This is a genomic window from Tardiphaga sp. 709, assembly GCF_032401055.1.
Taxonomy (GTDB): domain Bacteria; phylum Pseudomonadota; class Alphaproteobacteria; order Rhizobiales; family Xanthobacteraceae; genus Tardiphaga.
The window spans coordinates 5,025,030-5,051,949 of sequence record NZ_CP135529.1; the positions used below are offsets into that span (position 1 = coordinate 5,025,030).

The following is a 26,920-nucleotide window of genomic DNA, read 5'->3' on the forward strand; positions in this document are numbered from 1 at the left end:
CATAAAACGTCGCGTAATACGCGGAGTTTTCAATCGGGCGCGCGAAGCGACATTCGGGCTACGGTTGCTGCCACTGGCGGATTGGCTTGATATCAGTCACGCGTGGCTCAAGTCCGGCGAGGCGTGGGCGGTCGTTTGCGCCAGTAGTCACGGCTGACGTGCCGATCGTCAGATACGGTAACGGGTCATCGCTGCGGCGCCAGAGCTTCTTTTGTCCGCAGCGGACGCTCCGCCAGCCACCAGTAAGCGAGCGCCGCAACGCTTCCGCCGCACGCCGCTGCGCCGATCAGCCCCCATTCGGTCGGCAGTGAGGAGCCAACAAAGGCGCTGATGCCGAAGAATCCGCCGCCGGTGATGGCGCCGCCGATCATGCACATTACCGGCGACATGATGCCGGCCCATCGCGCAAAGAGGATTCCGGGCACGGCGATCAGCACGGCGGCTTTGAATGAACCCGCCACGCCGAAAACGAGAGTCAGGAGAGCCGCGGTGGCGACCGCGCCGAGATGCGCGGCGAGTCCGCCGGTGGGTCGAAGGCTGAGCTGCAGCAGAATTCCCATGGCCAAGGGCGCGATGATAATCGCCGCGATCAGGCCGACGATCATGCGCCCGATGTCGATCAGGCATCGCGAGACGCGGGACATGGGAGGGGTGGGGATATCAGACGTCGGAGACATGGTGGTGTGTCAGCGAAGCGCGGCTGAACGTTCAATGCCGAATGTGTAGCCCGGATGCACATTGCAACAGCCGGGTTATGCTGTTGAGGCACAATCTGAAAAGAGAGAAGGATCGCTACGATCCTCCGAAATATCTGAAGCCGGAAGCGCGGTAACGTTAGGCTAGGGATCATCCCTCAGGCGTGCTGCGCCTTGCGGAACCGATCGGGGCGCTTCATCGCTAGTAGCGACGCGCGAACCCACCGCCACGCACGAGCCGGATGATGAGAAGCAGGACGATCGCGCCGAGTGTTGCGTTGATGATTGCGCGGACGATTCCCGCCCCCAGATGAATACCGAGCTTGGGTAAAAGCCAGCTTCCGATAAATGCGCCGAGAATGCCGATGATCAGGTCGCCGATCAGGCCAAAGCCTGCGCCACGAACGATCTGGCCTGCGAGCCAACCCGCGACGATGCCAACGATCAGGATGACAAGAAGACTTTCGCCGGACATGTTCATTGGAAGTCTTCTCCCGAGGCAGCGGATGCTGATGGAAAGAGAAGTCGTACCGCGGTCAAGAGTTCCAGCTCGCAGGATGGAATAGCGCCGTGTCATTCGCCATCGATCACGTGGAGCGGGGTAGCGCAATCCCTGGAGTGTATCGCTGGGCGCATGACGCGTGATCCGTCGGCACTAGCGCCCCGCGAGTATTTTGAAAATAATCCTTGACGTCGTTTCACCTCAGTATATATTCCCATCCATCCCGCTCCACTTGAGGGAGCGTTACCGGACGCCGACTGGCGCGGGGCGGGATGTGGCGCCTGCGGGCGGGAGGGAGACGTTCCTTTTCGCACTCGGGAGGCCTTGGGTCACCGTCCGGCCCCACTACGGGGGTCTGCCACTCATGCTGGCTGGACGTGGCATTGGTGAACGGCGGGAAACCGTCGGGATAAGCGGACTGCGGAGGTCTGCGCCATTGCCCGGAAGAACGGTCCCGGGGACAGAAATCGCCACGATGGAGCGTCGAAAGGCGTTTCCGCGGCCTCTGCTGTCCGGCGATCCGGACACTACGCTGCGGCACTGTTACCAAGTCGCGCCTTTCGGCGCTTCATCTCCCTCATTCTTGAGGGAGGCCACCGGGACTGCCACTCACGCGTACAGGCGCGGGCAAGGACGGCGCGTGGCCGTCATCCAAGTCACTCATATCCAGTCATCATCGTCACAACGGGAGTTCACATGATCATCTCGCAACACGACGCCTGGCATCTCGCGCAGCGCGCCAGGGACAAGAGCGACCTGGCGGCCAAGCGGCTGTCGGATATGATCGTCGCCGCCTGCATCGAGGAGATCGAGCGCGGCAATGCGAACATCCTTCGTACCCATCGCACTTGCGTCATCAAGGCCTGTCGTCGTGCACACCATTGCACAGGCAGCCGGCCGATCTGTCTGCTGTTTCAACGACGGCGCGTTTTGAATGCAGAGCAGCAGCAAGCGATGCTGGACGAGATGTATTGGCGTATCTTGGAGGCGCTCGTCGCCAGCGAGGCGGCGTGATGGATTTGTTAACCGGCCTTGCTTCCTGCGGCAGCGTTACCGTGACACCGCGCGTGCGGGCCGGTATTGTCGCCGGCAACAGAGCGCGGCGATGCGCGCTCGCAGCCGGGGTTTCGCGACATGCGCGCACTGACGATCACGACGCTTTCTCCTTTGCGCCCGCGCAGCACGGCGCTTGCTGTCATCGCGGTGCTGGCGCTGCTCGATGTCACGCTGCTGGTGGCGCGCGAATTGCCGAGCGTGCCGGTGTTGCAGAAGGTCGGCTTCGACATGGAGTCCGCCGGCTTCAAGGCGCGCTTCGCCAACGATGCGGCAGGGAAGGTGGCCTTAAGCAAATTGCCGGCCTATCGCTTCGTCGTGCACAACACGCCGAAGGGCCCGCGCTATCTCTATGCCGATCCCGCCAAATGCATGTGCACCTTCGTCGGCAATCGCGACAATTATCTCAACTATCAGGATATCGTGCGCCGTGGCCTGCCGCAGGCGGATTACGTGGCGCCGGACTACAAGACGCAGGCGAGTGCGCTGCTATCGGACGATCCGATCGCGTCGGACCAGATCGACTGGCAGCCGGACAGTCTCGCGGATGCGTTTCGGGATTATTACTGATCGCGATCTCTCCCCGCGTGGTGAAGCTTTGCTTCGACCGGCGGGGAGAGATCAGAAAATCAGCCGTCGATCTTGCCCGCGATGATCGGGCCGAACAGCTCCCACTTCTCGCCCTTGAAGCGCTGCATCTGCAGCTGCTCGATCGGGTAGAAGTCGGTGGCCGAGGTCGAGATGGTCACGCCGGGCAGCAACGTGTCGGGCGCGAATTCCTTGAGGTTGGCTGCTTCCTTCATGATGTTCGCGCGGGTCAGGTTATCACCGGCCTGCTTGAGCACCTGAACGATGGTCTGCGCCTGACCATAGCCATAGACGACCGAACCGTCGCTCCTGTCCATGGTGGGCGCATATTTGGCGAGGAAAGCGTAGAATTTCTTCATGCCCTCGTCATTGTCCCAGCTGGAATCGGCGCCGTCCTTGGCGTAGTTCGCCGACAGGATGCCCTGGGCGATCTCGTAACCCGCCGGCTTCATCACGCCGCCGACCGAAGAGCCGACATTGCTCTGGATGAAGGTTGGTTTCCAGCTGAGCTCCGCCACTTTCTTGATCGCCTGCGCAGCGAATTTTGGCGTGGTGAAGCTGACAAAGGTGTCGGCATTGGTCGACTTCAGCTTGACGATGTGGGACTCGATGGTCGGCTCCGACACTTCATAGCTTTCCTCGGCGACGATCATCGATGCCGCCTTGGCGCCGAGACCATCCTTCAGACCCTTCAGCATGTCTTTGCCGAAATCGTCGTTCTGGTACATGACCGCGATCTTGGCGTCGGGCTTTTCCCGCAGCAGATAGGCCGCATAGATCCTGGACTCGCTCTGATAGGCCGGCTGCCAGCCCATGGTCCAGGGGAAGTCCTTGTAGTCGCCGAACTTGGTCGCGCCGGTGGCCACGAACAGCTGCGGCACCTTCTTCGCATTCATATATTTTTGAATCGCGGAATTCGATGGCGTGCCGAGCGAGCTGGCGATGAACAGCACTTCGTCGGATTCGACGAGCTTGCGTGCCTGCTCCACGGCCTTCGGCGGCGAGTAGCCATCGTCATAGGTGATGTAATTGATCTTGCGGCCGTTGATGCCGCCCTGATCGTTGATCATCTTGAAATAGGCTTCTTCCATCTTGCCGATCACGCCGTAGGCGGAAGCGGGCCCGCTATAGGGCATGATGTTGCCGATCTTGATCTCGGTATCGCTGGCGCCGGTGTCGTATTTTTTCTGGGCGAAGGCAGTGCTGCCAAGGGCCGCACTGAGGGCTGCGGCAACCGTGAACGTCATTGCACGCGAGCTGAACGAAGGCATTTCTGATCTCCCTGATCATCTGAATAAAACCGCGCGTATTCTTGTTTTTATTGAATGCTGCGGCGCGTCGGATTGAATACTTTTCCGCTGCAACTAGCAAGAAAAAGCCCCTCACGACTTTCGTCGTAAGGGGCTGTTTTATTGGGCATTATCGCTGTCGTTCCGGGGCGTACGCGCACCTTCGCGCGTGCGAACCTCAGCCGCTCCAATTGGAGTGGCGGGGAACCTTGTAGTGTTCATCAACCATGTCGAGATTCCGGGTCTGCCCTTCGGTCGACTTCGTCGTCCTACGGGCATCCCGGAATGACGATGTTGAGTTTACCCGCCGAGCTTGCTGTCGATCGGCGGGCCGAACACGTCCCACTTTTCGCCGGTGAAGCGCATCATGCGCAGCTGCTCGATCGGATAGAAATCGGTCGCCGAGGTGTTGATCTTGACGCCCGGCAGCAGTGTGTCGGTCGTGAAGTCCTTCAGGCTGGCGGCCTGTTTCATGATGTTGGCGCGGGTCAGGTCGTCGCCGGCCTGCTTGAGAACCTGCACCACGGTCTGCGCCTGACCATAGCCATAGAGTGCCGAGCTTTCGGCCTTATTGGCGAAGGGAGCGTATTTAGCCAGGAAGTCCAGATACTTCTTCATGCCTTCGTCATTGTCCCACTGCGGGTCGAGCGCGTCCTTGGCGTAAGCCAGCGACAACACGCCCTGGGAGTTCTCGATCCCGGCGGGACGCATCACAGCGCCGACGGAGGAGCCGACATTGCTCTGGAAGAACATCGGCTTCCAGCCAATCTCGGCCACCTTCTTGATCGCCTGTGCGGCAAACTTCGGCGTTGAAATCGAGATGAAGATGTCTGCGCCCGAGGCCTTCAGCTTGACGATGTGCGAGTCGATGGTCGGCTCCGACACTTCATAGCTGTCTTCGGCCACGATCATCGAGGCCTTGTCGCCGAGGCCATCCTTGAAGCCCTTCAGCATGTCCTTGCCGAGGTCGTCGTTCTGATAGAACACGGCGATCTTGCCGTTCGGCTTCTCGCTTATCGCATACTGCGCGAAGATGCGGCCTTCGCTCTGATAGGCCGGCTGCCAGCCCATCGTCCATGGCGCGGTCTTGTACTCGCCGAACTTGGTCGCGCCGGTGGCGACGAACAGCTGCGGCACCTTCTTGGCGTTCAGGTACTTCAGGATCGCCGTGTTCGACGGCGTGCCGAGCGGACCGAACACGAACAGAACTTCGTCGGATTCGACCAGCTTGCGGGTCTGCTCCACAGCCTTGGCCGGGCTGTAGGCATCGTCATAGCTGACGAAGTTGATCTTGCGGCCGTTGATGCCGCCCTGATCGTTGATCATCTTGAAGTAGGCTTCTTCCATCTTCCCGATGATGCCGTAGGCGGATGCAGGTCCGCTGTAGGGAATGATGTTGCCGATCTTGATCTCGGTATCGCTCGCCCCGGTGTCGTATTTCTTCTGGGCATTCGCGGAAGTTGAGAAGGCGAGAAACGCAAACGCCGCGCTCGAGAGCGCGGCGGTGCGCAGAAAGTTTCTGCAGTTCATAGGTCCTCAGTGTTTACGTAGTTTGCCTATCAAGCCCTGTGCCAAATAGGCGAGTTGCCTGGCCCCGTTCGGGAGCAGGAAGATGATGATGATCAGGATGACGCCGAACACGGCGCCAGACAGACCCTTCGAAACGTGTTCCGCAATATTCGGAACGAAGACGATGAAGGCCGCACCGGCCAGCGAGCCCGGCAGCCAGCCAACGCCGCCGACCACCATGCCGAGAAACAGCGCGATGGCGAGCTGGATAGTGTAACCATCCGGCGCCACGAACTGCACGGCGATGGCGCCGAGACCGCCGGCAACGCCGGTGATGCCGGCGCTGACGCCGAAGGCCAGTGTCTTGTAGAGCGAGACATCCACGCCCATCGCCGAAGCGGCGATTTCGTTGTCACGGATCGCCATCATGGCCCGGCCGGAGCGCGACTTCAGCAGGTTGACCGAGAGGATGTAGATCAGGATCGTGACCGCGAGGGTGAAGAAGTACAGCCACATGTCCTGCGACACTTTCAGACCCAGCGAGGCCAGGATTTCCGGTGCATCAGGCTTGGTGACGACAAGGCCCTGCACGCCGCCGGTCCAGTGTTCGAACACGCCGAGCTTCAAGAGCTGCGGCATCGCCACCGCGAGGGCGAAGGTCGCCAGCGCGAGGTAGATGCCGGACAGCCGCAGTGCTGGCAGGCCGAACAGGAAGCCGGCGATGAAGCAGACCAAGCCAGCCACAGGAAGCGTCAGCGCGTAGTTGACGCCGACATGTTCCATGAGGATTGCCGATGTATAGGCGCCGAGGGCGTAGAACGCGCTCTGGCCGAGCGAGAACTGGCCGCTGGCGCCGGTCAGGATGTTCAGTGCGAGAACTGCGATGGCGTAGATCAGCCACATGGTCATCTGGAAGATGATGAAGTTCTTCACGAACAGCGGCGTGACGATGAGCAACGCCAGGATGATCAGCGATGCCAGTGGACCGAGCGCCATTGCCTTTTTGGGAACGGCGGTGACCACAGGAGCAGTGGAGACGTCTTGAACGGTGCTCATGATCAAACTCGCTTCACGATGGTACGGCCGAACAGGCCATTGGGCTTGACGACCAGCACGGTGATGATCAACGCCAGCGCGATGGGCAGCTTCAGCTCGTTACCGACACCCGGGATATAGGTGCCAACGAGGTTCTCGAAGACGCCGACAAGGAACCCGCCAATGACGGCGCCGAGCGGGCTCGTCAGACCGCCGACGACGGCCGCGGCAAATCCGTAGATCAGGACGCCGCCCATCATGTTGGGCTCAAGGAACACCACCGGAGCGATCAGCATGCCGGCGATCGAACCGATCGCGGCTGCCATGCCCCAGCCGAGTGCGATCATCCATGACGTGTTGATACCGACCAGCCGTGCCGATTCAGGCAAGGTGGCGGCGGCACGCATGGCGAGACCGACGCGGGTGTAGCGGAAGAAGATGAACAGCAGGACCAACAGGATCAGCGTCACGCCGATCATGCCGGCCTGATGCGTTGAGATCAGCTGGCTGCCGAGGAACGGCGACGAGCCGAACGGGGACGGGAACTGTTTGATGGTGAAGTCCCAGGTCAAGCCCGCAACGCTGTTGATGATGGCGAACAGCGCAATGAAACCGGCGACGTGGGTCAGCACCGGTGCCTTGGCGAGTGGCTTGAACAAAGCCCGCTCGATGACGATGCCGCCGACAAAGGAAAAGATCAGCGTCAGCGCGAAGGCGCCCCAATAGGGAATGCCCCACTGCATCAGCTGCCAGGCAATGAAGGTCGAGAACATCGCCATTTCGCCTTGGGCGAAGTTCAGGTGGTCGATCGCCTGGTAGATCATCACGACAGCGAGCGCCATACAGGCGTAGATCGCGCCGGTGGCGATGCCAGCCAGGACTTGGTTGGTAAAGAGTTCCATATCGTTTCCCCTAAGAGGCGGCCGCCCCCTCAATATCCCAGATACGATTTACGGACGTCTTCATTGTTCGCGATCTCGTCGGCGGTGCCGGACATCACAATGCGTCCTGTTTCGATGACATAGGCCTTGTCGGCGAGTTCGAGCGCGAGCTGTGCGTTCTGTTCGACGACGAGGATGCTGACCTTGTCCTCGCGGTTGATCTTGCCGAGGATCTTGAACAGATCCCGCACGATCAAGGGCGCAAGGCCGAAGGACGGCTCGTCCAGCAGCATCAGGCGGGGACGCAGCATCAGTGCGCGGGCGACCGCGAGCATCTGCTGTTCACCGCCGGAGAGCGTGCCGGCCTGCTGGGTATGGCGCTGCTTGAGCACCGGGAAGTGGGCATACATGCGCTCGATGTCGTCACCGATCGCCCTGGTGTCCTTGCGGCTGATCGCGCCGAGCTGCAGGTTCTCCTCCACCGTCATGGTGGTGAAGGTGCCGCGGCCCTGCGGAACATGGGCGATGCCCAGCCGCACGATGCTTTCGGTCGACTTGTTGTCGAGCTTCTTGCCCTCGAACTCGATCGAGCCCGTGGAGCGGATCATGTTGCAGATCGACCGCAGCGTGGTGGTCTTGCCGGCACCGTTGGCGCCGAGCAGGGTGGTCAGGCTGCCTTCCTGCAGTTCGAATTCGAGGCCGTGCAGCGCCTGGACCTGGCCGTAATACGCACGCAGGTCTTTTACGTGAAGCATCGCGGTCATGAGTCTTTGTCTCCCAGATAGGCCTTGATCACAGCAGGGTCTTTCTGGACGGTAGCGGGTGTGCCTTCAGCGAGCTTCTTGCCGAAATTCAGCGCGACCACATGGTCGGCGATCGACATCACGAGACCCATGTGATGCTCGACCAGCAGAACCGTCACGCCGCGATCGTCGCGGATGCGGCGGATCAGGTCGCCAAGGATGTAGACTTCCTCGTGGTTGAGACCGCCTGCGGGTTCGTCGAGCAGCAGGATCTTCGGCTCAGCGGCGAGCGCGCGCGCGAGTTCGACGCGTTTCTGGGTGCCGAACGGCAGTCCGCTGACGATCGTATCGGCAACGCCATGCAGATCGAGATAATCAAGGATGTCGTTGACGTCCTTGTTGATCGCAGCTTCGCCTGATCGAACCCATGGCAGCTTCAGCGAGTCGCTGATGATATCGCTGTTGGTGCGCGCATGTTTGCCGACGCGGACATTGTCACGCACGGTCAGGTTCGGAAATAGCGCGACGTTCTGGAAAGTACGGCCGATGCCGATCTCGGAAATCTTGTGGGCCGGACGATTCAGGATCGTCTGGCCGTCCATCAGGATATCGCCCTTGCTCGGCTGGTAGAGCCGGCTAAGGCAATTGAACAGCGTGGTTTTACCTGCGCCGTTCGGTCCGATGAGGCCGAGGATATGACCCTTCTGCATGTCGAACGAGACGCCGTTCAACGCAATGATGCCGCCGAACACGACGCTGACGTCGCGAACCGAAAGCAGCGGCGCCGTCGATGCGACGGGCGCGCGCTCTGCGAGTTGTGCCTGCGTCATGTGCGGCGACCCTCGATCGTCTGCTGCGGCGAAGTTTTCCGCAGGTCACGACGATGAAGGCTGTCAGAGCCCTTCAACAATACGTGCAACTTTCCCTCCTGATTTGATTTTTTTGCTGTCGAGTTTTTTTGATTGTGGCGCAGCTGCTCCCCCGAGCGCCGCTTCGATGTTCCTTACCATCGTCAACAGCCGAGGTCCAATATCGTTGAGCAAGCGCTCTTCCGTGAAACGAAACGCGGGCGCGCCGCAATTAAAGGCATATGGACCGGTGCCGTCATTTAATGTCATCGCGACACCGGCCGCGTGCACATCGTCCTGCCACTCGCCAGCCGAGATGACGAAGCCATGGCGTGCGACCATTTCGCCAGCGCGTTCGAGGCCGTCGCGCATCTTCGACCAGCGATGTCCGTAGTGCTCGCGGAATTCGCGCAATAATTGGGCACGCTCTTCCGGCGGCAGCGCCCAGAAATAGGCGCGGCCCATCGCCGTGGTTGCAATGGGAATGCGCGAGCCGACGTCGAGTTGAACGCCGACGGTGAGACTGGAACGACTCTGCCCGAAATAAATCATGCTCAGCCGATCGCGCGCGCCTACTGCGCAGGCACCGCCAGTCTGCCGCATCAATTCGTCGCGAAACGATTCCGAGAGATGCTTAACGCCCAAGTTCGCAAGTGCAGCATAACCCAGGGCCATAGCTGCTGGCGCGAGCTGATACTTCTCGAAGCGTGGCACAGGTGTAAGGTAGCCCAACTTCGTGAGTGTGTAAGTCAATCGCGAGATGGTTGGCTTCGGCAATTTGGTGCGGGCGGCAATCTCCTGATTGCCGAGAAGCCCGTCATTGGGGCGAAATGCACGCAAGACATCCAGGCCGCGAGCCAATGCGACGACGAAATTGCGATCTGTCGCCACATTCTTCGCTGGACGTTTCATGCTTCCCAAAATTTGGTTTTGTCAGTTTCATACGATTGCACCACGGCCCTCGTTGACAAGGGACGCTCTTCAAAATAACCCTCCGTGTCAAGATGTGGAATTAAATTTCGCAGTGCGAAACTAAGAAAATCAGACCAGTAAACGTAGCCAAGGAGAATGCCGTGAGCGATGTCGTAAAGCTTGAACGTCATGATGAAGTCGCCGTCGTCACGATCAACTCTCCCCCTGTAAATGCGCTGAGTGCGGCGGTTCGCCGCGGCATTTTTGAGAACGTCAAAACGGCCGCTGCCGATCCTGCCGTGAAGGCGATCGTCATCGCATGCGCAGGCCGTACCTTCGTTGCTGGCGCCGACATCACTGAATTCGGCAAGCCGCCGCAGTCGCCTGGATTGAGCGAAGTCATTTCGGAAATCGAGAATTGTTCCAAACCGGTGATCGCCGCGATCCATGGCACCGCGCTCGGCGGCGGCCTTGAGCTCACGCTCGGCTGTCATTTCCGTGTGGCGACAAAAGACGCTAAGCTCGGCCTGCCCGAGGTGAAGCTCGGCCTGCTGCCCGGCGCCGGTGGCACGCAGCGCTTGCCGCGCGCGGTCGGTCCGGAGCTCGGCGTCAAGATGGTCGTCACGGGCGATCCGATCAGCGCATCCGAAGCCCTGAAGAACGGTCTGATCGAAGAGATCGTCGAAGGCCCGGCCTCGGGCGCAGAAGCTTTTGCGCGCAAGGTGATTGCCGAGAAGCGTCCGCTGCGTCTGCTGCGCAATGACGATTCCAAGCTCGCCGCCGCGCGCGCCGATCGCACCATCTTCACCAATGCGGCTGCAGCCGCCAACAAGAAGAACCGCGGCATGAACGCGCCGTTGGCCTGCGCCGAAGCTGTGAGCTGGACGCTCGATGTGCCATTCGATGAGGCGCTCAAGAAGGAGCGCGAGATGTTCCTCAAGCTGGTCGCCGACGATCAGTCGAAGGCGCAGCGTTACGCGTTCTTCTCAGAACGAGAAGCTGCCAAGGTTCAGAACGTGCCGGAAGGCGTCAAGCCGCGTCCGGTCGAGCGCGTCGCCATCATCGGCGCCGGCACCATGGGCGGCGGCATTGCGATGTCCTTCGCCAATGCCGGTATTCCCGTCACGCTGATCGAGACCGGCGAGGAGCAGCTCAAGCGTGGTCTCGGTATCATGCAGAAGAACTATGAGGCGACTGCAGCGCGTGGCGGCATTCCTGCCGACGCGCCGGCCAAGCGCATGGCACTGATCAACGGTGTCGTCGGCCTCGAAAACGTCAAGGACGTCGATCTGGTGATCGAAGCCGTGTTCGAAACCATGGCGATCAAGAAGGAAGTGTTCACCGCGCTGGATGCCTATGCCAAGCCGGGCGCCATCCTCGCCAGCAACACCTCGTATCTGAACATCGACGAGATCGCGGCTGTCACCAAGCGACCGCAGGACGTGCTCGGCATGCACTTTTTCTCGCCGGCCAATGTCATGAAGCTGTGCGAAATTGTTCGCGCCGACAAGACCGCGCCGGATGCGCTCGTGACCGCCGTTGCGGTCGCCCGCAAGATCGCCAAGGTGCCGGCCGTGGTCGGCGTCTCCGACGGCTTCGTCGGCAACCGCATGCTGGCGGCCCGCTCCAAGCAGTCCGAGAAGCTGTTGTTTGAAGGCGCGCTGCCGCAGCAGGTCGATGCCGTCGTCACCAAGTTCGGCATGCCGATGGGTCCGTTCGCCATGGGCGATCTCGCCGGCCTCGATATCGGTTGGCGCTCGCGCAAGGATCGCGGCATCACCTCGCCGATCGCCGACGCGCTGTGCGAAGCCGGTCGCTTCGGCCAGAAGACCGGCAAGGGCTATTACAAGTATGAAGCCGGCTCCCGCGCGCCGGTGCCGGATCCGGAAGTCGAGAAGCTCATCGACGATACCTGCCGGAGCCTGGGCCTGACCCGTCGCGCCGTCAGCGATCAGGAAATCCTGGAACGCATGATGTATCCGATGATCAACGAGGGTGCCCGCATCCTCGAAGAGAAGGTCGCCTCGCGTCCGAGCGATATCGACGTGATCTGGCTCTATGGCTATGGCTGGCCGATCTATCGCGGCGGCCCGATGTTCTATGCCGATCAGGTCGGTCTCAAGCAGATCGTCGAACGCCTGCAGTTCTACGCCAAGCAGACCAACGATCCGTCGCTGGAGCCGGCCGCGCTGCTGAAGAAGCTCGCCGATGAAGGCAAGACCTTCGCGTCGCTGGCGAAGGCTGGTTGATCGAGATGATACGGACGCTGCCTGTTCTCCTCCCCCTTGTGGGGAGGAGACATTGGCATTGTGCCTTCCCTACGTAAGCAGGCTACTCAATGACCCATCCCGGCGAGCAGCATTACCCACCCGGTGTCACTTGGGACGCACCCATTGCACGCGGCACGCTGCCGGGCTTGCTGGCGAACGCGGCCGCTCGCTATGGCGACCGCACCGCCATCGAATTTCGTGATCAGCCAATCTCGTTCAACGACCTGCAGGCGCGCGTCGATGTTATTGCCGCCGCGCTGATGCGCGCCGGCTACGGCAAAGGCTCCTCCATCGGCATCTTCCTTGGCAATACGCCGGATCATCCGGTCCACTTCTTCGGTGGCCTCAGGGCCGGCGCGCGTCTCGTGCATCTGTCGCCGCTCGATGGCGAGATCGCGCTGTCGCACAAGCTGAAAGACTCCGGCGCACGCGTGCTCGTGACGAGCAACCTTGCGGCGTTGCTGCCGATGGCGCTGAAGTTTCTCGACAAGGGCCTGCTCGACAGGCTGATCGTCTGCGAAGACGACGACTGGGGTGCGGTGAACAATCCGCAGCTGCCGCTGCCGGTAAATCCCGCGATTGTCACTTTCCGCAATTTCACGACGGGCGTGACACTGCCTGCGCAGTGGCCCGAGATTTCACCGGATGACGTCGCGCTGCTGCAATATACCGGCGGCACCACCGGCTTGCCGAAAGGCGCGATGCTCAGCCACGGCAATCTCACCTCGGCGGTCTCGATCTATAATATGTGGGGCGCGCCGGCGCGGGCCAAGCGCAATCGGATCGAGCGCGTCATCTGCGTGCTGCCGCTGTTTCATATCTATGCATTGACCGTGATCCTGCTGAGCCGCATAAGCCTCGGCGACACCATCTCGCTGCATCAGCGCTTCGACGTCAGCCGCGTGCTCGACGATATCGAGAAGAAGAAAGCCACCGTATTTCCCGGCGTGCCCACCATGTGGATCGCCATCGCGGCCGATCCTTCGCTGGAAACGCGTGATCTGTCGTCGCTGGCCTCGGCGGCCTCCGGTGGTGCGCCGCTGCCGGACGAGGTGGCACGTCTGTTCGAACGCAAGACCGGCCTGTCGTTGAAGAGCGGCTGGGGCATGACCGAGACCTGCTCGCCCGGCACCAGCCATCCGCCCGGTGGCCTTGATAAGCCGGGCTCGATCGGCCTGATGCTACCGGGGATCGAGATTGACGTGGTGTCACTCGATGACCCGACCAGGGTGCTCGGCGTCAACGAGACCGGCGAAATCCGGATCAAGGGGCCGAACGTCACCAAAGGCTACTGGAACCGCGCGCAGGAGAGTGCCGAATCCTTTGTCGGCGATCGCTTCCTCACCGGCGATATCGGCTACATGGATGAGGACGGATTCTTCTATCTGGTCGATCGCAAGAAGGACATGATCATCTCCGGCGGCTTCAACGTCTACCCGCAGATGATTGAGCAGGCGATTTACGAACATCCTTCCGTACAGGAAGTGATCGTGATCGGCGTCGTCGATCAATATCGTGGTGAAGCGGCCAAGGCCTTCATCAAGCTGCGCAATGGCGCAACGCCGTTTACCATCGAAGAGTTGCGCGCATTTCTCACCGGCAAGCTCGGCAAGCATGAACTGCCGGCGATGGTCGAATTCGTCGACGATTTGCCGCGCACCGCAGTCGGAAAACTCTCGCGTCACGCCTTGCGTGGCCTGCAACCCACGCCCATCATCAGTCAACAACAAACCGCCTCCGGAGGATCTCGCCCATGACCGAAGCCGTTATCGTTTCCACCGCCCGTACCCCGATCGGCAAGGCCTTTCGCGGCGCATTGAACGCCACCGAAGGCGCAACGCTGCTCGGCCATGCGATCGAGCATGCCGTCAAGCGCGCCGGCATCGATCCGAAGGAAGTTGAAGACGTCGTGATGGGCGCAGCCCTGCAGCAGGGCGCGACCGGCGGCAACATCGCACGCAAGGCGCTGCTCCGCGCCGGCCTGCCGGTCACGGCTGGCGGCACCACCATCGATCGCCAGTGCGCGTCGGGCCTGCAGGCGATTGCGCTGGCCGCGCGTTCGGTGATCTTCGACGGCGTCGAGATCGCGGTTGGTGGCGGCGGCGAGTCGATCTCGCTGGTGCAGAACGAGCACGCCAACAAGTTCCACACCGTCGATCCCGAACTGATGAAGATCAAGGGCGACGTCTATATGCCGATGCTCGACACCGCCGAGACGGTGGCCAAGCGCTACAACATCTCGCGCGAGCGCCAGGACGAGTATTCGCTGGAAAGCCAGCGCCGCACCGCGGCCGCGCAGCAGGGCGGCAAGTTCAACGACGAACTGGCGCCGATCGCGACCAAGATGGGCGTCGTCGACAAGGCGACCGGCGAAGTCTCGTTCAAGGACATCACGCTGTCGAAGGATGAAGGTCCGCGTCCGGAAACCACCGCGGAAGGTCTCGCCGGCCTGAAGGCTGTGCGCGGCGACGGCTTCACCATCACCGCCGGCAATGCGTCGCAGCTCTCGGACGGCGCCAGTGCCACCGTGATCATGAGCGACAAGCTTGCTGCGCAGAAGGGCCTCAAGCCGCTCGGCATCTTCCGCGGCTTCGTTTCCGCCGGCTGCGAGCCGGACGAAATGGGCATCGGTCCGGTGTTCGCCGTGCCGCGCCTCTTGAAGCGTCATGGCCTCAAGATCGAGGACATCGATCTCTGGGAGCTCAATGAAGCCTTCGCCGTGCAGGTTCTGTACTGCCGCGACAAGCTCGGCATCGATCCGGAGAAGCTCAACGTCAATGGCGGCGCGATCTCGGTCGGCCATCCCTATGGTATGTCGGGCGCACGTCTCGCCGGTCACGCGCTGATCGAAGGCCGCCGCCGCAAGGCGAAATATGCCGTCGTCACCATGTGCGTCGGCGGCGGCATGGGCTCCGCTGGCCTGCTCGAAATCGTTCACTAATTACAAATCTGCTCACAAGGAGGATCCGATGGATCTGAGCTTCAGCAAAGAAGAAACAGCATTCCGCGACGAGGTGCGCACCTTTTTCCGCGAAAGCCTCGACCCGGCGGTGCGCAAGAAACTGCAGGAAGGTCACCACACCAGCAAGGACGACCTGGTGAACTGGCAGCGCACGCTCAACAAGAAGGGCTGGGCCGTCCCGCATTGGCCGCAGGAATATGGCGGCACCGGCTGGAGCGCCGCCAAGCAGTACATCTTCCTGGAAGAGCTGCAGAAGACCCCTGCGCCGCCGCCACTGCCGTTCGGCGTCAACATGGTCGGCCCGGTGATCTACACCTTCGGCAATGAGCAGCAGAAGAAGCACTTCCTGCCGCGCATTGCCAATATGGACGACTGGTGGTGCCAGGGCTTCTCGGAGCCGGGCTCGGGTTCGGACCTCGCCTCGCTGAAGACCACGGCGAAGAAGAAGGGCGATACCTATATCGTCAACGGCCAGAAGACCTGGACCACGCTCGCGCAGCATGCCGACTGGATCTTCTGCCTTTGCCGCACCGACCCCGATGCGAAGAAGCAGTCGGGCATCTCCTTCATCCTCATCGACATGAAGTCGAAGGGCATCACCGTTCGCCCGATCCAGACCATCGATGGCGGCGTCGAAGTCAACGAAGTGTTCTTCGATGAAGTCGTGGTGCCGGCCGAGAATCTCGTCGGTGAAGAGAACAAGGGCTGGGACTACGCCAAATTCCTGCTCGGCAACGAGCGCGTCAACATCGCGCGCGTCGGCATGTCGAAGGAACGCATCCGCCGCATCAAGGAGCTGGCCTCCAGCGTGAAGTCCGGTGACAAGCCGCTGATCGAGGATCCACAGTTCCGCCAGAAGCTGGCTGCGACCGAGATCGAGCTCAAGGCGCTCGAACTGACGCAGATGCGCGTCGTCGCGGCCGAAGGCAAGCACGGCAAGGGCAAGCCGGATCCGGCCTCCTCGATCCTCAAGATCAAGGGTTCGGAAATCCAGCAGACGCTCACCGAGCTGCTGCTCGAAGTCACCGGCCCGTTCGCACTGCCCTTCATGCCGGAAGGCGAGGGGCAGAACGAAGAGGGCGACTGGGCCTCGCCGATCGCGCCGACCTATTTCAACTACCGCAAGGTGTCGATCTATGGCGGCTCCAACGAGATCCAGCGCAACATCATCGCGAAAGCGGTGCTGGGGCTGTGATTTCTTCCTTCTCCCCGCTTGCGGGGAGAAGGTGGTCCGATTGCGCGTAGCGCATTCGGACCGGATGAGGGGGAACCTCCGCCGGCTCGGTGCCCGCGGATAGTCCCCCTCACCCGAAGGCCCCGCTTCGCTCGCCTTCGACCTCTCCCCGCAAGCGGGGAGAGGTCAGGGAGCTCAAACACATTCACACGCGCGTTACGCGCGATCCGAAAGAGAAAGACCATGGATTTTGATTTGTCGGAGGAGCAACGCCTCCTCAAGGACAGCGTCGACGGCCTGCTGAAATCGTCTTACGAATTCGAGGCTCGCAAGAAGTACCGCGCTGAGAAGGGCGGCTGGAGCCGCGATGTCTGGGGCAAGTTCGCCGAACAGGGTCTGCTCGGTCTGCCGTTCTCGGAAGACGACGGCGGCTTCGGCGCCGGTCCGATCGAGACCATGATCGTGATGGAAGCACTGGGTCGCAATCTCGTCGTCGAGCCCTATCTCGACACGGTAGTGCTCGGCGGCGGCTTCCTGCGCCGTGGCTCGGCCGAACAGCGCGCCGCGCATCTGCCAGGCGTGATCGACGGTTCGAAGACGCTGGCCTTCGCGCAGGTCGAACGCGACTCGCGCTACGATCTCGGTGACGTCGTGACGTCGGCCAAGAAGAGCGGTTCGGGCTACACGTTGTCCGGCGAGAAGTTCGTCGTCGGTCACGGCGATACTGCCGATACGCTGATCGTCACCGCGCGCACCGCTGGTGGCCAGCGCGATGCCAAGGGCGTCGGCGTATTCCTGGTGCCCGCCAATGCCAAGGGCGTCGACATCAAGGGCTATGAGACGCAGGATGGCAGCCGCGCCGCCGATATCAAGCTGAACAATGTCGAGGTCGGCGCTGACGCCGCGATCGGCAATGCCGAGGATGGCCTGTCGATCGTCAATCAGGTCGTCGATGACGCCCGCATCGCACTGTGTGCCGAAGCGGTCGGCGCGATGGAAGAGGCACTGAAGATCTCCGTCGAGTACATCAAGGAGCGCAAGCAGTTCGGCGTCGCCATCGGCTCGTTCCAGGCGCTGCAGCACCGCGCGGCCGACATGTTCACCGCGCTGGAGACCGCGCGCAGCATGTCGTTCCTGGCCTCGATGGCGTCGAGCTTCACCGATCTCGACGAACGCACCAAGACGGTCGCCGCTGCCAAGGTGCAGATCGGCCGCTCCGCGCGCTTCGTCGGCCAGGGCGGCGTGCAGCTGCATGGCGGCGTCGGCGTGACCATGGAGTACAAGATCGGCCACTACTTCAAGCGGCTGACCATGATCGAGCAGCAGTTCGGCGATGCCGATTATCACCTGCGCCGCGTCGCGCAGGCGGGCGGGATCACGGAGTAGGGCTTGCCTGCTAACCTCTCCCCGCTTGCGGGGAGAGGTCGTCACTTACATGCGAAGCATGTGAGTGACGGGTGAGGGGGCTCTCCATACGCTCCGAGCTCGCTGAGAGTCCCCCTCACCCGTCGCGGGCTTCGTCCACGCCACCCTCTCCCCGCAAGCGGGGCGAGGGCACCGCGCGCCGCCGCCACTTCAATCAACAGACAGGAGACCGCCCGTGAAAAATCCCTTCGATCTCACCGGCAAGGTCGCCGTCATCACCGGTTCCAGCCGCGGCATCGGCAAGGCCTCCGCGGAATTGCTCGCCAGCCTCGGTGCCAAGGTTGTCGTCTCCAGCCGCAAGGCCGATGCCTGTCAGGCCGTGGTCGATGGCATCAAGGCCAATGGCGGCGATGCCCATGTCATTCCCTGCAACATCTCGCGCCGCGATGAAGTCGAAGCTTTGATCGACGGCACCGTGAAACACTACGGCCCGATCGATATTCTGGTCTGCAATGCCGCGGTGAATCCCTATTACGGCCCGCTGCTCGATATCGCGGACGAAGCCTTCGACAAGATCATGGGCTCCAACGTCAAGAGCAACATCTGGCTCTGTGCCAAGGCGATCCCGGCGATGGCCGAGCGCGGCAAGGGCTCCGTCGTCATCATCTCCTCCATCGGCGGCCTGCGCGGCTCCACGGTGATCGGCGCCTACGGCATCTCCAAGGCTGCCGACTTCTCCCTGTGCCGCAGTCTCGCCGGCGAATGGGGCCCCAAGGGCGTGCGCGTCAATTGCATCGCGCCTGGACTGGTGAAGACCGACTTCGCGAAAGCGCTGTGGGAAGACGAGGCCAATCTCAAGCGCCGCACCGCGACCACGCCGCTGCGCCGGATCGGCGAGCCCCATGAGATCGCCGGCGCCGTCGCCTATCTCGGCTCGGATTCCTCCACCTTCATGACCGGCCAGACCATCGTCATCGACGGCGGCGTGACGACCGCATCGGTGTAATTTCCCGCTTTTCCACTTCCGGTAGCCTGAAACCGTCCGAAACAAACCTCCGGCGGTAGCCACTTGCCGCCTGCCTCAATCCTTTCCCGTTTTTTAACATTTCGGGCGCACGGATAGCCGCAGCTGGAGAGTTCCCGTGCGGCAGACGGATATCGCGATCATTGGTGGCGGCCTCGCCGGGTCGACGGCTGCGGCGATGCTCGGTCGCGCCGGTGTGTCCGCGATCCTGATCGAGCCGCATCAGGTCCATCCGCCTGAGCTCCGCTGCGAGAAGATCAGCGGCGGCGTTCAGCTCGAGCGGTTGCGCAAGACGGGTCTCGTCGATGCCGTGCTCGGTGCCGCCACCCATGACGACGAGATTTGGATCGCGCGCTTCGGCCGTGTGATCGACAAGCGCCCCAGCCAGCAGCACGGCTTTCTCTACGACACGCTGGTCAACACCGTGCGTGGCCAGATCCCGTCATCTGTCGGAACCATTCACGCCAAGGCGACGTCGATCGCCACATCCGATGATCGCCAGACCATCGGCCTCTCCAATGGCGAGGAGATTTCCGCGCGTCTCGTTGTGCTCGCCAATGGCGCCAGCGTCAGCCTGCGCAATCAGCTCAATATCGGTCGCCCGGTCATCTCGGCCAATCATTCGATCTCGGTGGGCTTCGATATCGCGCCCGTCGGCCGTGAACGTTTCGCCTTTCCGGCGCTGACCTACTTTGCCGAAACCACGGTTCATCGCACCGCCTATGTCACGCTGTTCCCGATCGGCGACACGATGCGCGGCAACCTGTTCGTCTATCGCGAGACTGACGATCCCTGGATTCGCCAGATGCGCCGGACGCCGGAGACGGCGCTTGACGCCTGTCTGCCGAAGCTGCGTGCGCTGATCGGTGATTACAAGATATCCGGCGATATCAGGATCCGCCCCATCGATCTCTATGAGAGCGACAATGTGGTCCAGCCCGGTGTCGTGCTGGTGGGCGATGCGTTTGCGTCGCCATGCCCCGGCAGCGGCTGCGGCACCGACAAGGTGTTCACGGATGTCGCGCAGCTTTGCAGCGTGCACATCCCGAACTGGCTCGCGACCGATGGCATGGGCGCCGACAAGATCGCGCAATATTACGCCGATCCTCTGAAGCTGGAATGCGACGCCTGGGCCACCGGCAAGGCGTTCAAGCTGCGCTCAGTCACTGTCGAGAATTCGCTGTATTGGCGCGCGCAGCGCTGGGCACGTTTCTTCGGCCGGCTCGGCGAGGGCATGGTGCGGCGGGCCCGCGAGACGCTGCCGCGCGAACTGGCGATGGTCGCGTCCGCTCTGGTCATGATGATCGACTCGGCGACCTGACCGCCGCCGCTTGACGCGCTTGCGCTAATCCGGTTGCCTGCCCCTCCCAACACAACGCGACCACAATCTTTCGGGAAGAAACGCCTATGTCTTTCGTGATGGCCATCGATCAGGGCACCACATCCTCGCGCGCGATGATCTTCCGCGCCGACATCTCGATCGCGGCCTCCGCGCAGCAGGAATTCCCGCAGCATTTCCCGGCCTCCGGCTGGGTCGAGCATGAGCCCGAGGATATCTGGACCTCGACGCTGGCCGTTTGCCGCGAGGCGATGACGAAGGCTGGCGTGACCGCGAAGGATATTGCCGCCATCGGTATCACCAATCAGCGCGAGACGGTGGTGGTGTGGGATCGCGTCACCGGCCAGGCCGTGCACCGCGCCATCGTCTGGCAGGACCGCCGCACGGCCGAGATCTGCGCGCAGATGAAGGCCGACGGCCACGAGCCGTTGATCACGCAGAAGACCGGCCTGATCGTCGATCCGTATTTCTCCGGTACCAAAGTGGCCTGGATTCTCGATCACGTGCCCGGTGCGCGCGCCCGCGCCGAGCGCGGCGAATTGCTGTTCGGCACCGTCGATTGCTATCTGCTGTGGCGGCTGACGGCGGGGAAGGTGCATGCCACCGACGCCACCAATGCCTCGCGCACGCAGCTCTTCAATATCCACACCGGCGAATGGGATGACGAACTGCTGAAGCTGCTGCGCGTGCCCAAGGCGATGTTGCCGAAGGTACAGGACTCGTCGTCCGATTTCGGCAGCACCGACCTGTTCGGCGGCTCCATCATGATCGGCGGCATCGCGGGGGATCAACAAGCCGCCACCATCGGGCAGGCATGTTTTGCGCCGGGCATGATCAAGTCCACCTACGGCACCGGCTGTTTCGCATTGCTCAACACCGGCACCACTCCAGTAGCGTCGAAGCACAAGTTGCTCACCACGGTTGCCTATCAACTCAACGGCGTGCGCACCTATGCGCTGGAAGGCTCGATCTTTGTCGCCGGCTCCGCCGTGCAGTGGCTGCGCGATGGTCTCGGCATCATCAAGAGTGCCGCCGAAAGCGGGCCGCTTGCCGACAAGAACGATTCATTGCAGTCGGTCTATCTGGTGCCGGCCTTTGTCGGCCTCGGTGCGCCCTACTGGAATCCCGATGTGCGGGGCGCGCTGTTCGGATTGACGCGCAACACCGGCCCGGCCGAACTCGCCCATGCCGCGCTGGAAAGCGTCTGTTATCAGACGCGTGATCTCTACGCGGCGATGCGCGCCGACTGGCCGGACGTCTCCGCCGCTACTGTTGTTCTGCGCGTCGATGGCGGCATGACGGCGTCGGACTGGACCATGCAGCGTCTCGCCGATTTGCTGAATGCCCCCGTCGATCGCCCCATGATCCAGGAAACCACCGCACTGGGTGCTGCCTATCTCGCCGGTCTCAAGGCGGGCGTATTTCCCGAACCCGCCAAATTCGCTGACAACTGGCGGCTCGAACACCGCTTCCGTCCGGTGATGAGTGAAGCTACACGATCCCGCAAGCTCAAGGGCTGGGCGCAGGCGGTGAAGGGCGTATTGGCGAGCGATCCGGGCAAAGATTGAAAATTTGCTCGCGAAACAGAAAGAGCCGCCCGTGCAGGCGGCTCTTCATGATGTTTATGTCAGGTTGATCGCGCCTGATGTTGTTCGTTAGCGCCAGCCGCGGTGTCGTCCGCGCGACCACCCATAGTGATGGCCGCGTCCGCGGCCCCAGCCGTAGTGATGTCCACGCCCGCCGCGATGCATGCCGTGATGTCCGCCGCCATGGCCACCACGAACCTGGATGATGTCGCTGGCGGTGCTCGCAGGCGCAAGCCCACCGACCGGCATGGCGTTCGCTGGAAGCATCAAGCCGAGACCCAGGAGCCCCGCCGCCGCTGCCGCGATCATGGTACGTTTCATTTCAACCCTCCAAACGCAAACATTGCGCAGGCAACAAGCTATGGTCATCCGCTTTGTTCCATTGCCAGGCGGTTGAAATAACGGTTACGACGGGGTGGTCAGCAGCGACCGCGGTGCGTTGAGGCGATGACGGCGAGATACGAAGGGTGCAAAATATTCCTTCCCCTTTATTGACAATATTCCCTTATGGATTATTATCCTCTCTGTCCTGCCCCACCGAGAGGGGCGATCGCGATCGTCACGTTCGCGGGGTGGGATGCGGTGGACGCCGGAGATGCGGCGTTACGCGGTTTGGGGGTGACGTCTGTCTTCGGGCAGGACGGATCTGCGCCAGCACTGCCACTGGCAAGGAGATGTTTGGCCTTGGGATGGACAAACCCCTGGACAGTGTGACGGACGACCAAGTCAAAACGCGTCCGGCTTACTCGCTTGAGGCTCCCTGTCCCTCCGCCCTGGGACCATCATTTTGGTGATCGGATCGTTCGCCAAGGCAAAGTGCAAGCAAGCCGAAAAAACACCGCAGGCGGAACGCTGGGCACTCGCTCGGCGCCTCCGAAAGTCCTGATGCATTACCCCCTTGCGGAAGACCGCATCGCATCAGGCCCAAGGGTGCAACGGGCACCCGGCGTTCCGCACGCCCTCTCACAAGGGGGCGGGAATGCAAGAGACGACGGCGCCCCCGCGCCGCAAACAATAGGGGTGATGACGCATGTCTGAAGGGGAGTGGATGTATGACAGTTGAATCGGACGCAACGTGACGCTCCGTCGTCACCCCACACCCCGCCGTCATGCCCGGCGAATGCCGGGTATCCACGCCTTGGCCGCAAGGGACATAAGACGTGGATGGCCGGGACAAGCCCGGCCATGACGTGGTGGTAGACCTGAGAGCATCGCGAAGCTCGCTTCGCGCCATCCGGCCATGACGTGTGGAGAGAGCGCAGATCATCACCAAGTGGCGCGTCTCAATCAGGACTTATCTACTTCGCTCCGACCTTCTTGCCGCGATACATCAAATGCACCGCGCAGTTACATCCTGGCGGATGGGTCGCGAGTTCGTCATTGGCCGGTGCGGGTACGGCGACCAGCGCAGGCTCGGCACCGGCACCCGGAATGTAGTTCAGCACCGGCGCCAGCCAGCGTTCCACCTCGGTGACGCTCATGTTCTTGCGCGCGGCATATTCCTCGACCTGATCGCGCTCGATCTTGCCAACGCCGAAATAATAGCTTTCCGGATGACTGAAATAGAGCCCGGACACCGACGAGCCCGGCCACATGGCGTAGCTTTCGGTGAGCGTTACGCCCGCGGTGTTCTCGGCATCGAGCAATTTGAAGATCGTCGCCTTCTCGGTGTGATCGGGCTGCGCGGGATAGCCGGGAGCAGGGCGGATGCCCTGGTATTTTTCCAGAATCAAATCGTCGGTCGAGATATCCTCGTCCGGCGCATAGGCCCAGAATTCCTTGCGGACGCGCTCATGCATGCGCTCGGCAAATGCTTCGGCGAGACGGTCGGCCAGTGCTTTGCACAGGATCGACGAATAGTCGTCATTCGCATTCTTGAAGCGGTCGGCGATGATGTCCTCGCCGATCCCCGCTGTGACGACGAAGGCGCCGATATAGTCCGGCACGTTCGACGACTTCGGTGCGATGAAGTCGGAGAGCGCTGCGTTGAAGCGGCCCTCGCGCTTCTCGAGCTGCTGGCGCAACGTGTAGAGCGTCGCGATCTCGGTTGAGCGGGTATCATCCGCATAGAGGCGGATGTCGTCGCCCACGGCATTGGCCGGCCAGAAGCCGATGGTTGCCTTCGCCGTGAACCACTTCTCCTCAACGATCTGCTTGAGCATTTTCTGCGCATCGGCATAGAGCGACGTCGCGACTTCGCCAACGACGCTATCGGTGAGGATGCCGGGGAAGCGGCCGGACAGTTCCCAGGTCTGGAAGAACGGCGTCCAGTCGATATAGGCCGCAAGTTCTTCGAGCGAATAATCGCTGAAAGTCCGGATGCCCAGGAAGGTCGGCTTGCGCACCGTCTTGCTGAAGTCCGCGACATGCGCATTGGCGCGCGCTGCGATGAGCGAGAGGCGCTTCTTGTCCTGCTGGGCGCGGAAATGTGCCGCCGAGATCTTCGCGTAATCGGCCCGCACCTCGGCCGCATAGGCGACGCTCTTCTCAGGCGACAGCAGTGACGAAGCAACACCGACGGCGCGGCTGGCATCGTTGACATGCACCACAGCGCCGGCGCGGTAGTTCGGATCGATCTTCACCGCCGTATGGACACGGCTGGTCGTCGCGCCGCCGATCAGCAGCGGCATCTTCAGACCCTGCCGTTCCATCTCGCCGGCCAAAAATGTCATCTCGTCCAATGACGGCGTGATCAGGCCCGAAAGTCCGATGATGTCGGCGCCTTCGGCCTTGGCGGTGTCGATGATCTTCGATGCAGGCACCATGACGCCGAGATCGATGACCTCGAAATTGTTGCACTGGAGCACAATGCCGACAATGTTCTTGCCGATGTCATGGACGTCGCCCTTCACCGTCGCGAGCACGATCTTGCCGGCATTCTTGCGGCCATCGCCGGTGATCCCTGCGGCGAGATTGTCGGCCTTCTCCTGCTCCATGAACGGCATCAGGTAAGCCACCGCCTGCTTCATCACGCGGGCCGACTTCACCACCTGCGGCAGGAACATCTTGCCGTCGCCGAAGAGATCGCCGACGATGTTCATGCCGGCCATCAGCGGGCCTTCGATGACATGCAGCGGGCGCGCGACGGTCAGGCGCGCGGCTTCGGTGTCTTCGTCGATATATTGGGTAATGCCGTGCACCAGCGCGTGGCTCAACCGCTTCTCCACCGGCCATTCGCGCCAGGTGAGATCCTGTTCCTTCGCCTGCTTGGTCTGGCCGCGGAATTTCTCGGCCAGTTCGAGCAGCCGTTCGGAGGCGCCGGGATCGCGGTTGAGGATGACGTCTTCGCAGACCTGGCGCAGCTCGGGATCGATGTCGTCATAGACGATCATCTGGCCGGCATTGACGATGCCCATGTCCATGCCCGCCTTGATGGCGTGATACAGGAACACCGAATGCATCGCTTCGCGCACCGGCTCGTTGCCGCGGAACGAGAAGGACAAGTTGGAGACGCCGCCGGAAATATGCGCATGCGGCAGGTTCTGGCGGATCCAGCGTGTCGCCTCGATGAAGTCGACGCCGTAATTGTTGTGCTCTTCGAGGCCGGTCGCGATGGCGAAAATGTTCGGATCGAAGATGATGTCTTCCGGCGGGAAGTTCAGCTCACCCACCAGAATGTCGTAAGCGCGTTTGCAGATCTCGGTCTTGCGCGCGAACGTGTCGGCCTGGCCGACTTCGTCGAAGGCCATGACGACCACGGCGGCGCCATGGCGCTGCGCGATCTTGGCTTCGTGGATGAATTTCTCCACGCCTTCCTTCATCGAGATCGAATTGACGATCGGCTTGCCCTGAACGCATTTCAGGCCGGCTTCGATGACATTGAATTTCGACGAGTCGACCATCACCGGCACGCGGGCGATGTCCGGCTCGGACGCGACGAGATGGAGGAATTCGACCATCGCCGCTTCGGAATCCAGCAGGCCTTCGTCCATATTGACGTCGATGACCTGTGCGCCGTTCTCGACCTGGTCGCGCGCCACTTGCAGCGCGGCGGTGTAGTCGCCGGCGGTGATCAGCTTGCGGAATTTAGCCGAGCCGGTGACGTTGGTGCGCTCGCCGACATTCACGAAGGGAATCGCCGAGGTCAGTTCGAACGGCTCGAGACCTGACAGGCGCAGGAGCGGTGCGATCTCCGGTACAACGCGCGGCTTGTGCGGCGCGACGGCCTTGGCGATGGCCGCGATATGGTCCGGCGTGGTGCCGCAGCAGCCGCCGACCACATTGACGAGGCCGCTGGCGGCGAACTCGCCGATCAGCCCGGCCATGAATTCAGGGCTTTCGTCATACTGGCCGAATTCGTTGGGCAGGCCGGCATTCGGATAGGCGCAGACCAGCGTGTCGGCGACGCGGCCGATGTCGGCGATATGCGCGCGCAGGTCTTCGGCGCCGAGGGCGCAGTTGAAGCCGATGGTCGCGGGCCTGGCGTGCTTCACCGAGTTCCAGAACGCTTCGGGCATCTGGCCCGACAGCAGGCGTCCGGATTTGTCAGTGATGGTGCCGGAGATCATCACCGGCACGTCGATGCCGCGCGCTTCGCAGATTTCGGCGATGGCATAGAGCGCGGCCTTGGCGTTCAGCGTGTCGAAGATGGTCTCGACCAGCAAAAGGTCAGCGCCACCGTCGAGCAAACCGTTGATCTGCTCGCTATAGGCGATCCGCAGATCGTCGAAGGTCACCGCGCGATAGCCGGGATTGGCGACGTCAGGCGAGATCGAGGCGGTGCGGTTGGTCGGGCCGATGGCGCCGGCGACGAAGCGTGGCTTGCCGTCCTCGGCAGCGACGGTAATGGCAGCGTTCTTGGCGAGCCGCGCGCCTTCGCGGCTCATCTCATAGGCGATGTCCTGCAGGTCGTAATCGGCCTGCGCGATCGAGGTCGAGGAGAAGGTGTTGGTGGCGACGATGTCGGCACCGGCGCGCAGATATTGCGCGTGGATGTCCTCGATGGCGTCGGCCTGCGTCAGGATCAACAGGTCGTTGTTGCCGCGGAGGTCGCGGTGGAAATTCTTGTAGCGCTCACCGCGGAATGCGGCCTCGTCGAATTGCAGACCCTGGATCATGGTGCCCATAGCACCGTCGAGCACGAGAATGCGCTCGGCAGCGGCGGCAAGCAGTTCGGTACGCTTCGGCGAAACGGGTACGGTCATG

General features: G+C 61.9%; 21 protein-coding genes. 10 read left to right on the top strand and 11 right to left on the bottom strand.

Going from position 1 to position 26,920, the window contains the following annotated elements; all coding sequences use genetic code 11:
* Nucleotides 1-185: 185 nt before the first annotated feature.
* Both RSO67_RS24420 and RSO67_RS24425 read right to left on the bottom strand, forming a co-directional pair.
* Complete coding sequence (locus RSO67_RS24420; RefSeq protein ID WP_315840937.1) at nt 186-677, bottom strand: hypothetical protein; 492 nt, start codon at nt 675-677, stop codon at nt 186-188.
* A gap of 220 nt (nt 678-897) precedes the next feature.
* Entirely contained in the window at nt 898-1,176 is a 279-nt protein-coding gene (locus RSO67_RS24425) for a GlsB/YeaQ/YmgE family stress response membrane protein (protein WP_093759251.1), read from the bottom strand.
* A 717-nt stretch (nt 1,177-1,893) separates the two neighbouring features.
* On the opposite strand from RSO67_RS24425, the gene RSO67_RS24430 reads away from it, so the two are divergent.
* Nucleotides 1,894-2,211, top strand: coding sequence for a hypothetical protein (locus RSO67_RS24430; protein ID WP_315840938.1), 318 nt, complete (start codon nt 1,894-1,896; stop codon nt 2,209-2,211).
* Nucleotides 2,212-2,331: 120 nt separating this feature from the next.
* Nucleotides 2,332-2,820: a hypothetical protein gene (locus RSO67_RS24435; protein WP_315840939.1), complete on the top strand. Its 489-nt coding sequence runs from the start codon at nt 2,332-2,334 to the stop codon at nt 2,818-2,820.
* Nucleotides 2,821-2,879: 59 nt separating this feature from the next.
* On the opposite strand, the gene RSO67_RS24440 is transcribed toward RSO67_RS24435, so the two are convergent.
* From RSO67_RS24440 to RSO67_RS24470, 7 genes are all read right to left on the bottom strand, one after another.
* Nucleotides 2,880-4,085 carry an ABC transporter substrate-binding protein gene (locus tag RSO67_RS24440; RefSeq protein WP_315844350.1) on the bottom strand — a complete coding sequence of 402 codons (1,206 nt, stop codon included), beginning with the start codon at nt 4,083-4,085 and terminating at the stop codon, nt 2,880-2,882.
* Between the two features lie 342 nt (nt 4,086-4,427).
* Nucleotides 4,428-5,657 carry an ABC transporter substrate-binding protein gene (locus tag RSO67_RS24445; RefSeq protein WP_315840940.1) on the bottom strand — a complete coding sequence of 410 codons (1,230 nt, stop codon included), beginning with the start codon at nt 5,655-5,657 and terminating at the stop codon, nt 4,428-4,430.
* A 6-nt stretch (nt 5,658-5,663) separates the two neighbouring features.
* The gene (locus RSO67_RS24450; RefSeq protein WP_315840941.1) at nt 5,664-6,692 is read right to left on the bottom strand and encodes a branched-chain amino acid ABC transporter permease; all 1,029 of its coding nucleotides are present in this window, start codon (nt 6,690-6,692) and stop codon (nt 5,664-5,666) included.
* A 2-nt stretch (nt 6,693-6,694) separates the two neighbouring features.
* Nucleotides 6,695-7,573 (bottom strand): branched-chain amino acid ABC transporter permease, encoded by an 879-nt coding sequence (locus tag RSO67_RS24455; protein WP_068731337.1) that lies wholly within the window; start codon nt 7,571-7,573, stop codon nt 6,695-6,697.
* A gap of 29 nt (nt 7,574-7,602) precedes the next feature.
* On the bottom strand, nt 7,603-8,316 hold the full coding sequence (locus RSO67_RS24460) for an ABC transporter ATP-binding protein (protein ID WP_315840942.1): 714 nt from the start codon (nt 8,314-8,316) through the stop codon (nt 7,603-7,605).
* On the bottom strand, nt 8,313-9,125 hold the full coding sequence (locus RSO67_RS24465; protein WP_315840943.1) for an ABC transporter ATP-binding protein: 813 nt from the start codon (nt 9,123-9,125) through the stop codon (nt 8,313-8,315). The genes RSO67_RS24460 and RSO67_RS24465 overlap by 4 nt, the downstream gene beginning before the upstream one ends.
* Before the next feature lie 63 nt (nt 9,126-9,188).
* The gene (locus tag RSO67_RS24470; RefSeq protein ID WP_315840944.1) at nt 9,189-10,055 is read right to left on the bottom strand and encodes an IclR family transcriptional regulator; all 867 of its coding nucleotides are present in this window, start codon (nt 10,053-10,055) and stop codon (nt 9,189-9,191) included.
* A 161-nt stretch (nt 10,056-10,216) separates the two neighbouring features.
* Here RSO67_RS24470 and RSO67_RS24475 point away from each other — a divergent pair, with 161 nt between their 5' ends.
* From RSO67_RS24475 to glpK, 8 genes are all read left to right on the top strand, one after another.
* Complete coding sequence (locus RSO67_RS24475) at nt 10,217-12,304, top strand: 3-hydroxyacyl-CoA dehydrogenase NAD-binding domain-containing protein (protein WP_315840945.1); 2,088 nt, start codon at nt 10,217-10,219, stop codon at nt 12,302-12,304.
* Between the two features lie 89 nt (nt 12,305-12,393).
* Complete coding sequence (gene pimA, locus RSO67_RS24480; protein WP_315840946.1) at nt 12,394-14,082, top strand: dicarboxylate--CoA ligase PimA; 1,689 nt, start codon at nt 12,394-12,396, stop codon at nt 14,080-14,082.
* Entirely contained in the window at nt 14,079-15,266 is a 1,188-nt protein-coding gene (locus RSO67_RS24485; RefSeq protein ID WP_315840947.1) for an acetyl-CoA C-acyltransferase, read from the top strand. Before pimA ends, RSO67_RS24485 begins: the two co-directional genes overlap by 4 nt.
* Before the next feature lie 28 nt (nt 15,267-15,294).
* A complete protein-coding gene (gene pimC, locus RSO67_RS24490) occupies nt 15,295-16,482 on the top strand; it encodes a pimeloyl-CoA dehydrogenase large subunit (protein WP_315840948.1) in 1,188 nt (395 codons plus the stop codon).
* Between the two features lie 222 nt (nt 16,483-16,704).
* Nucleotides 16,705-17,847 carry a pimeloyl-CoA dehydrogenase small subunit gene (pimD, locus tag RSO67_RS24495; protein ID WP_315840949.1) on the top strand — a complete coding sequence of 381 codons (1,143 nt, stop codon included), beginning with the start codon at nt 16,705-16,707 and terminating at the stop codon, nt 17,845-17,847.
* A gap of 214 nt (nt 17,848-18,061) precedes the next feature.
* Nucleotides 18,062-18,832 (top strand): SDR family NAD(P)-dependent oxidoreductase, encoded by a 771-nt coding sequence (locus RSO67_RS24500; RefSeq protein ID WP_089261580.1) that lies wholly within the window; start codon nt 18,062-18,064, stop codon nt 18,830-18,832.
* Between the two features lie 136 nt (nt 18,833-18,968).
* Entirely contained in the window at nt 18,969-20,171 is a 1,203-nt protein-coding gene (locus RSO67_RS24505) for an NAD(P)/FAD-dependent oxidoreductase (RefSeq protein ID WP_315840950.1), read from the top strand.
* A gap of 86 nt (nt 20,172-20,257) precedes the next feature.
* A complete protein-coding gene (gene glpK / locus RSO67_RS24510) occupies nt 20,258-21,757 on the top strand; it encodes a glycerol kinase GlpK (protein ID WP_315840951.1) in 1,500 nt (499 codons plus the stop codon).
* A gap of 87 nt (nt 21,758-21,844) precedes the next feature.
* Here glpK and RSO67_RS24515 read toward each other — a convergent pair whose 3' ends face one another.
* Both RSO67_RS24515 and metH read right to left on the bottom strand, forming a co-directional pair.
* Nucleotides 21,845-22,096, bottom strand: coding sequence for a hypothetical protein (locus RSO67_RS24515; protein ID WP_315840952.1), 252 nt, complete (start codon nt 22,094-22,096; stop codon nt 21,845-21,847).
* Between the two features lie 977 nt (nt 22,097-23,073).
* Nucleotides 23,074-26,919 (bottom strand): methionine synthase, encoded by a 3,846-nt coding sequence (metH, locus tag RSO67_RS24520; RefSeq protein ID WP_315840953.1) that lies wholly within the window; start codon nt 26,917-26,919, stop codon nt 23,074-23,076.
* Nucleotide 26,920: the final 1 nt, after the last annotated feature.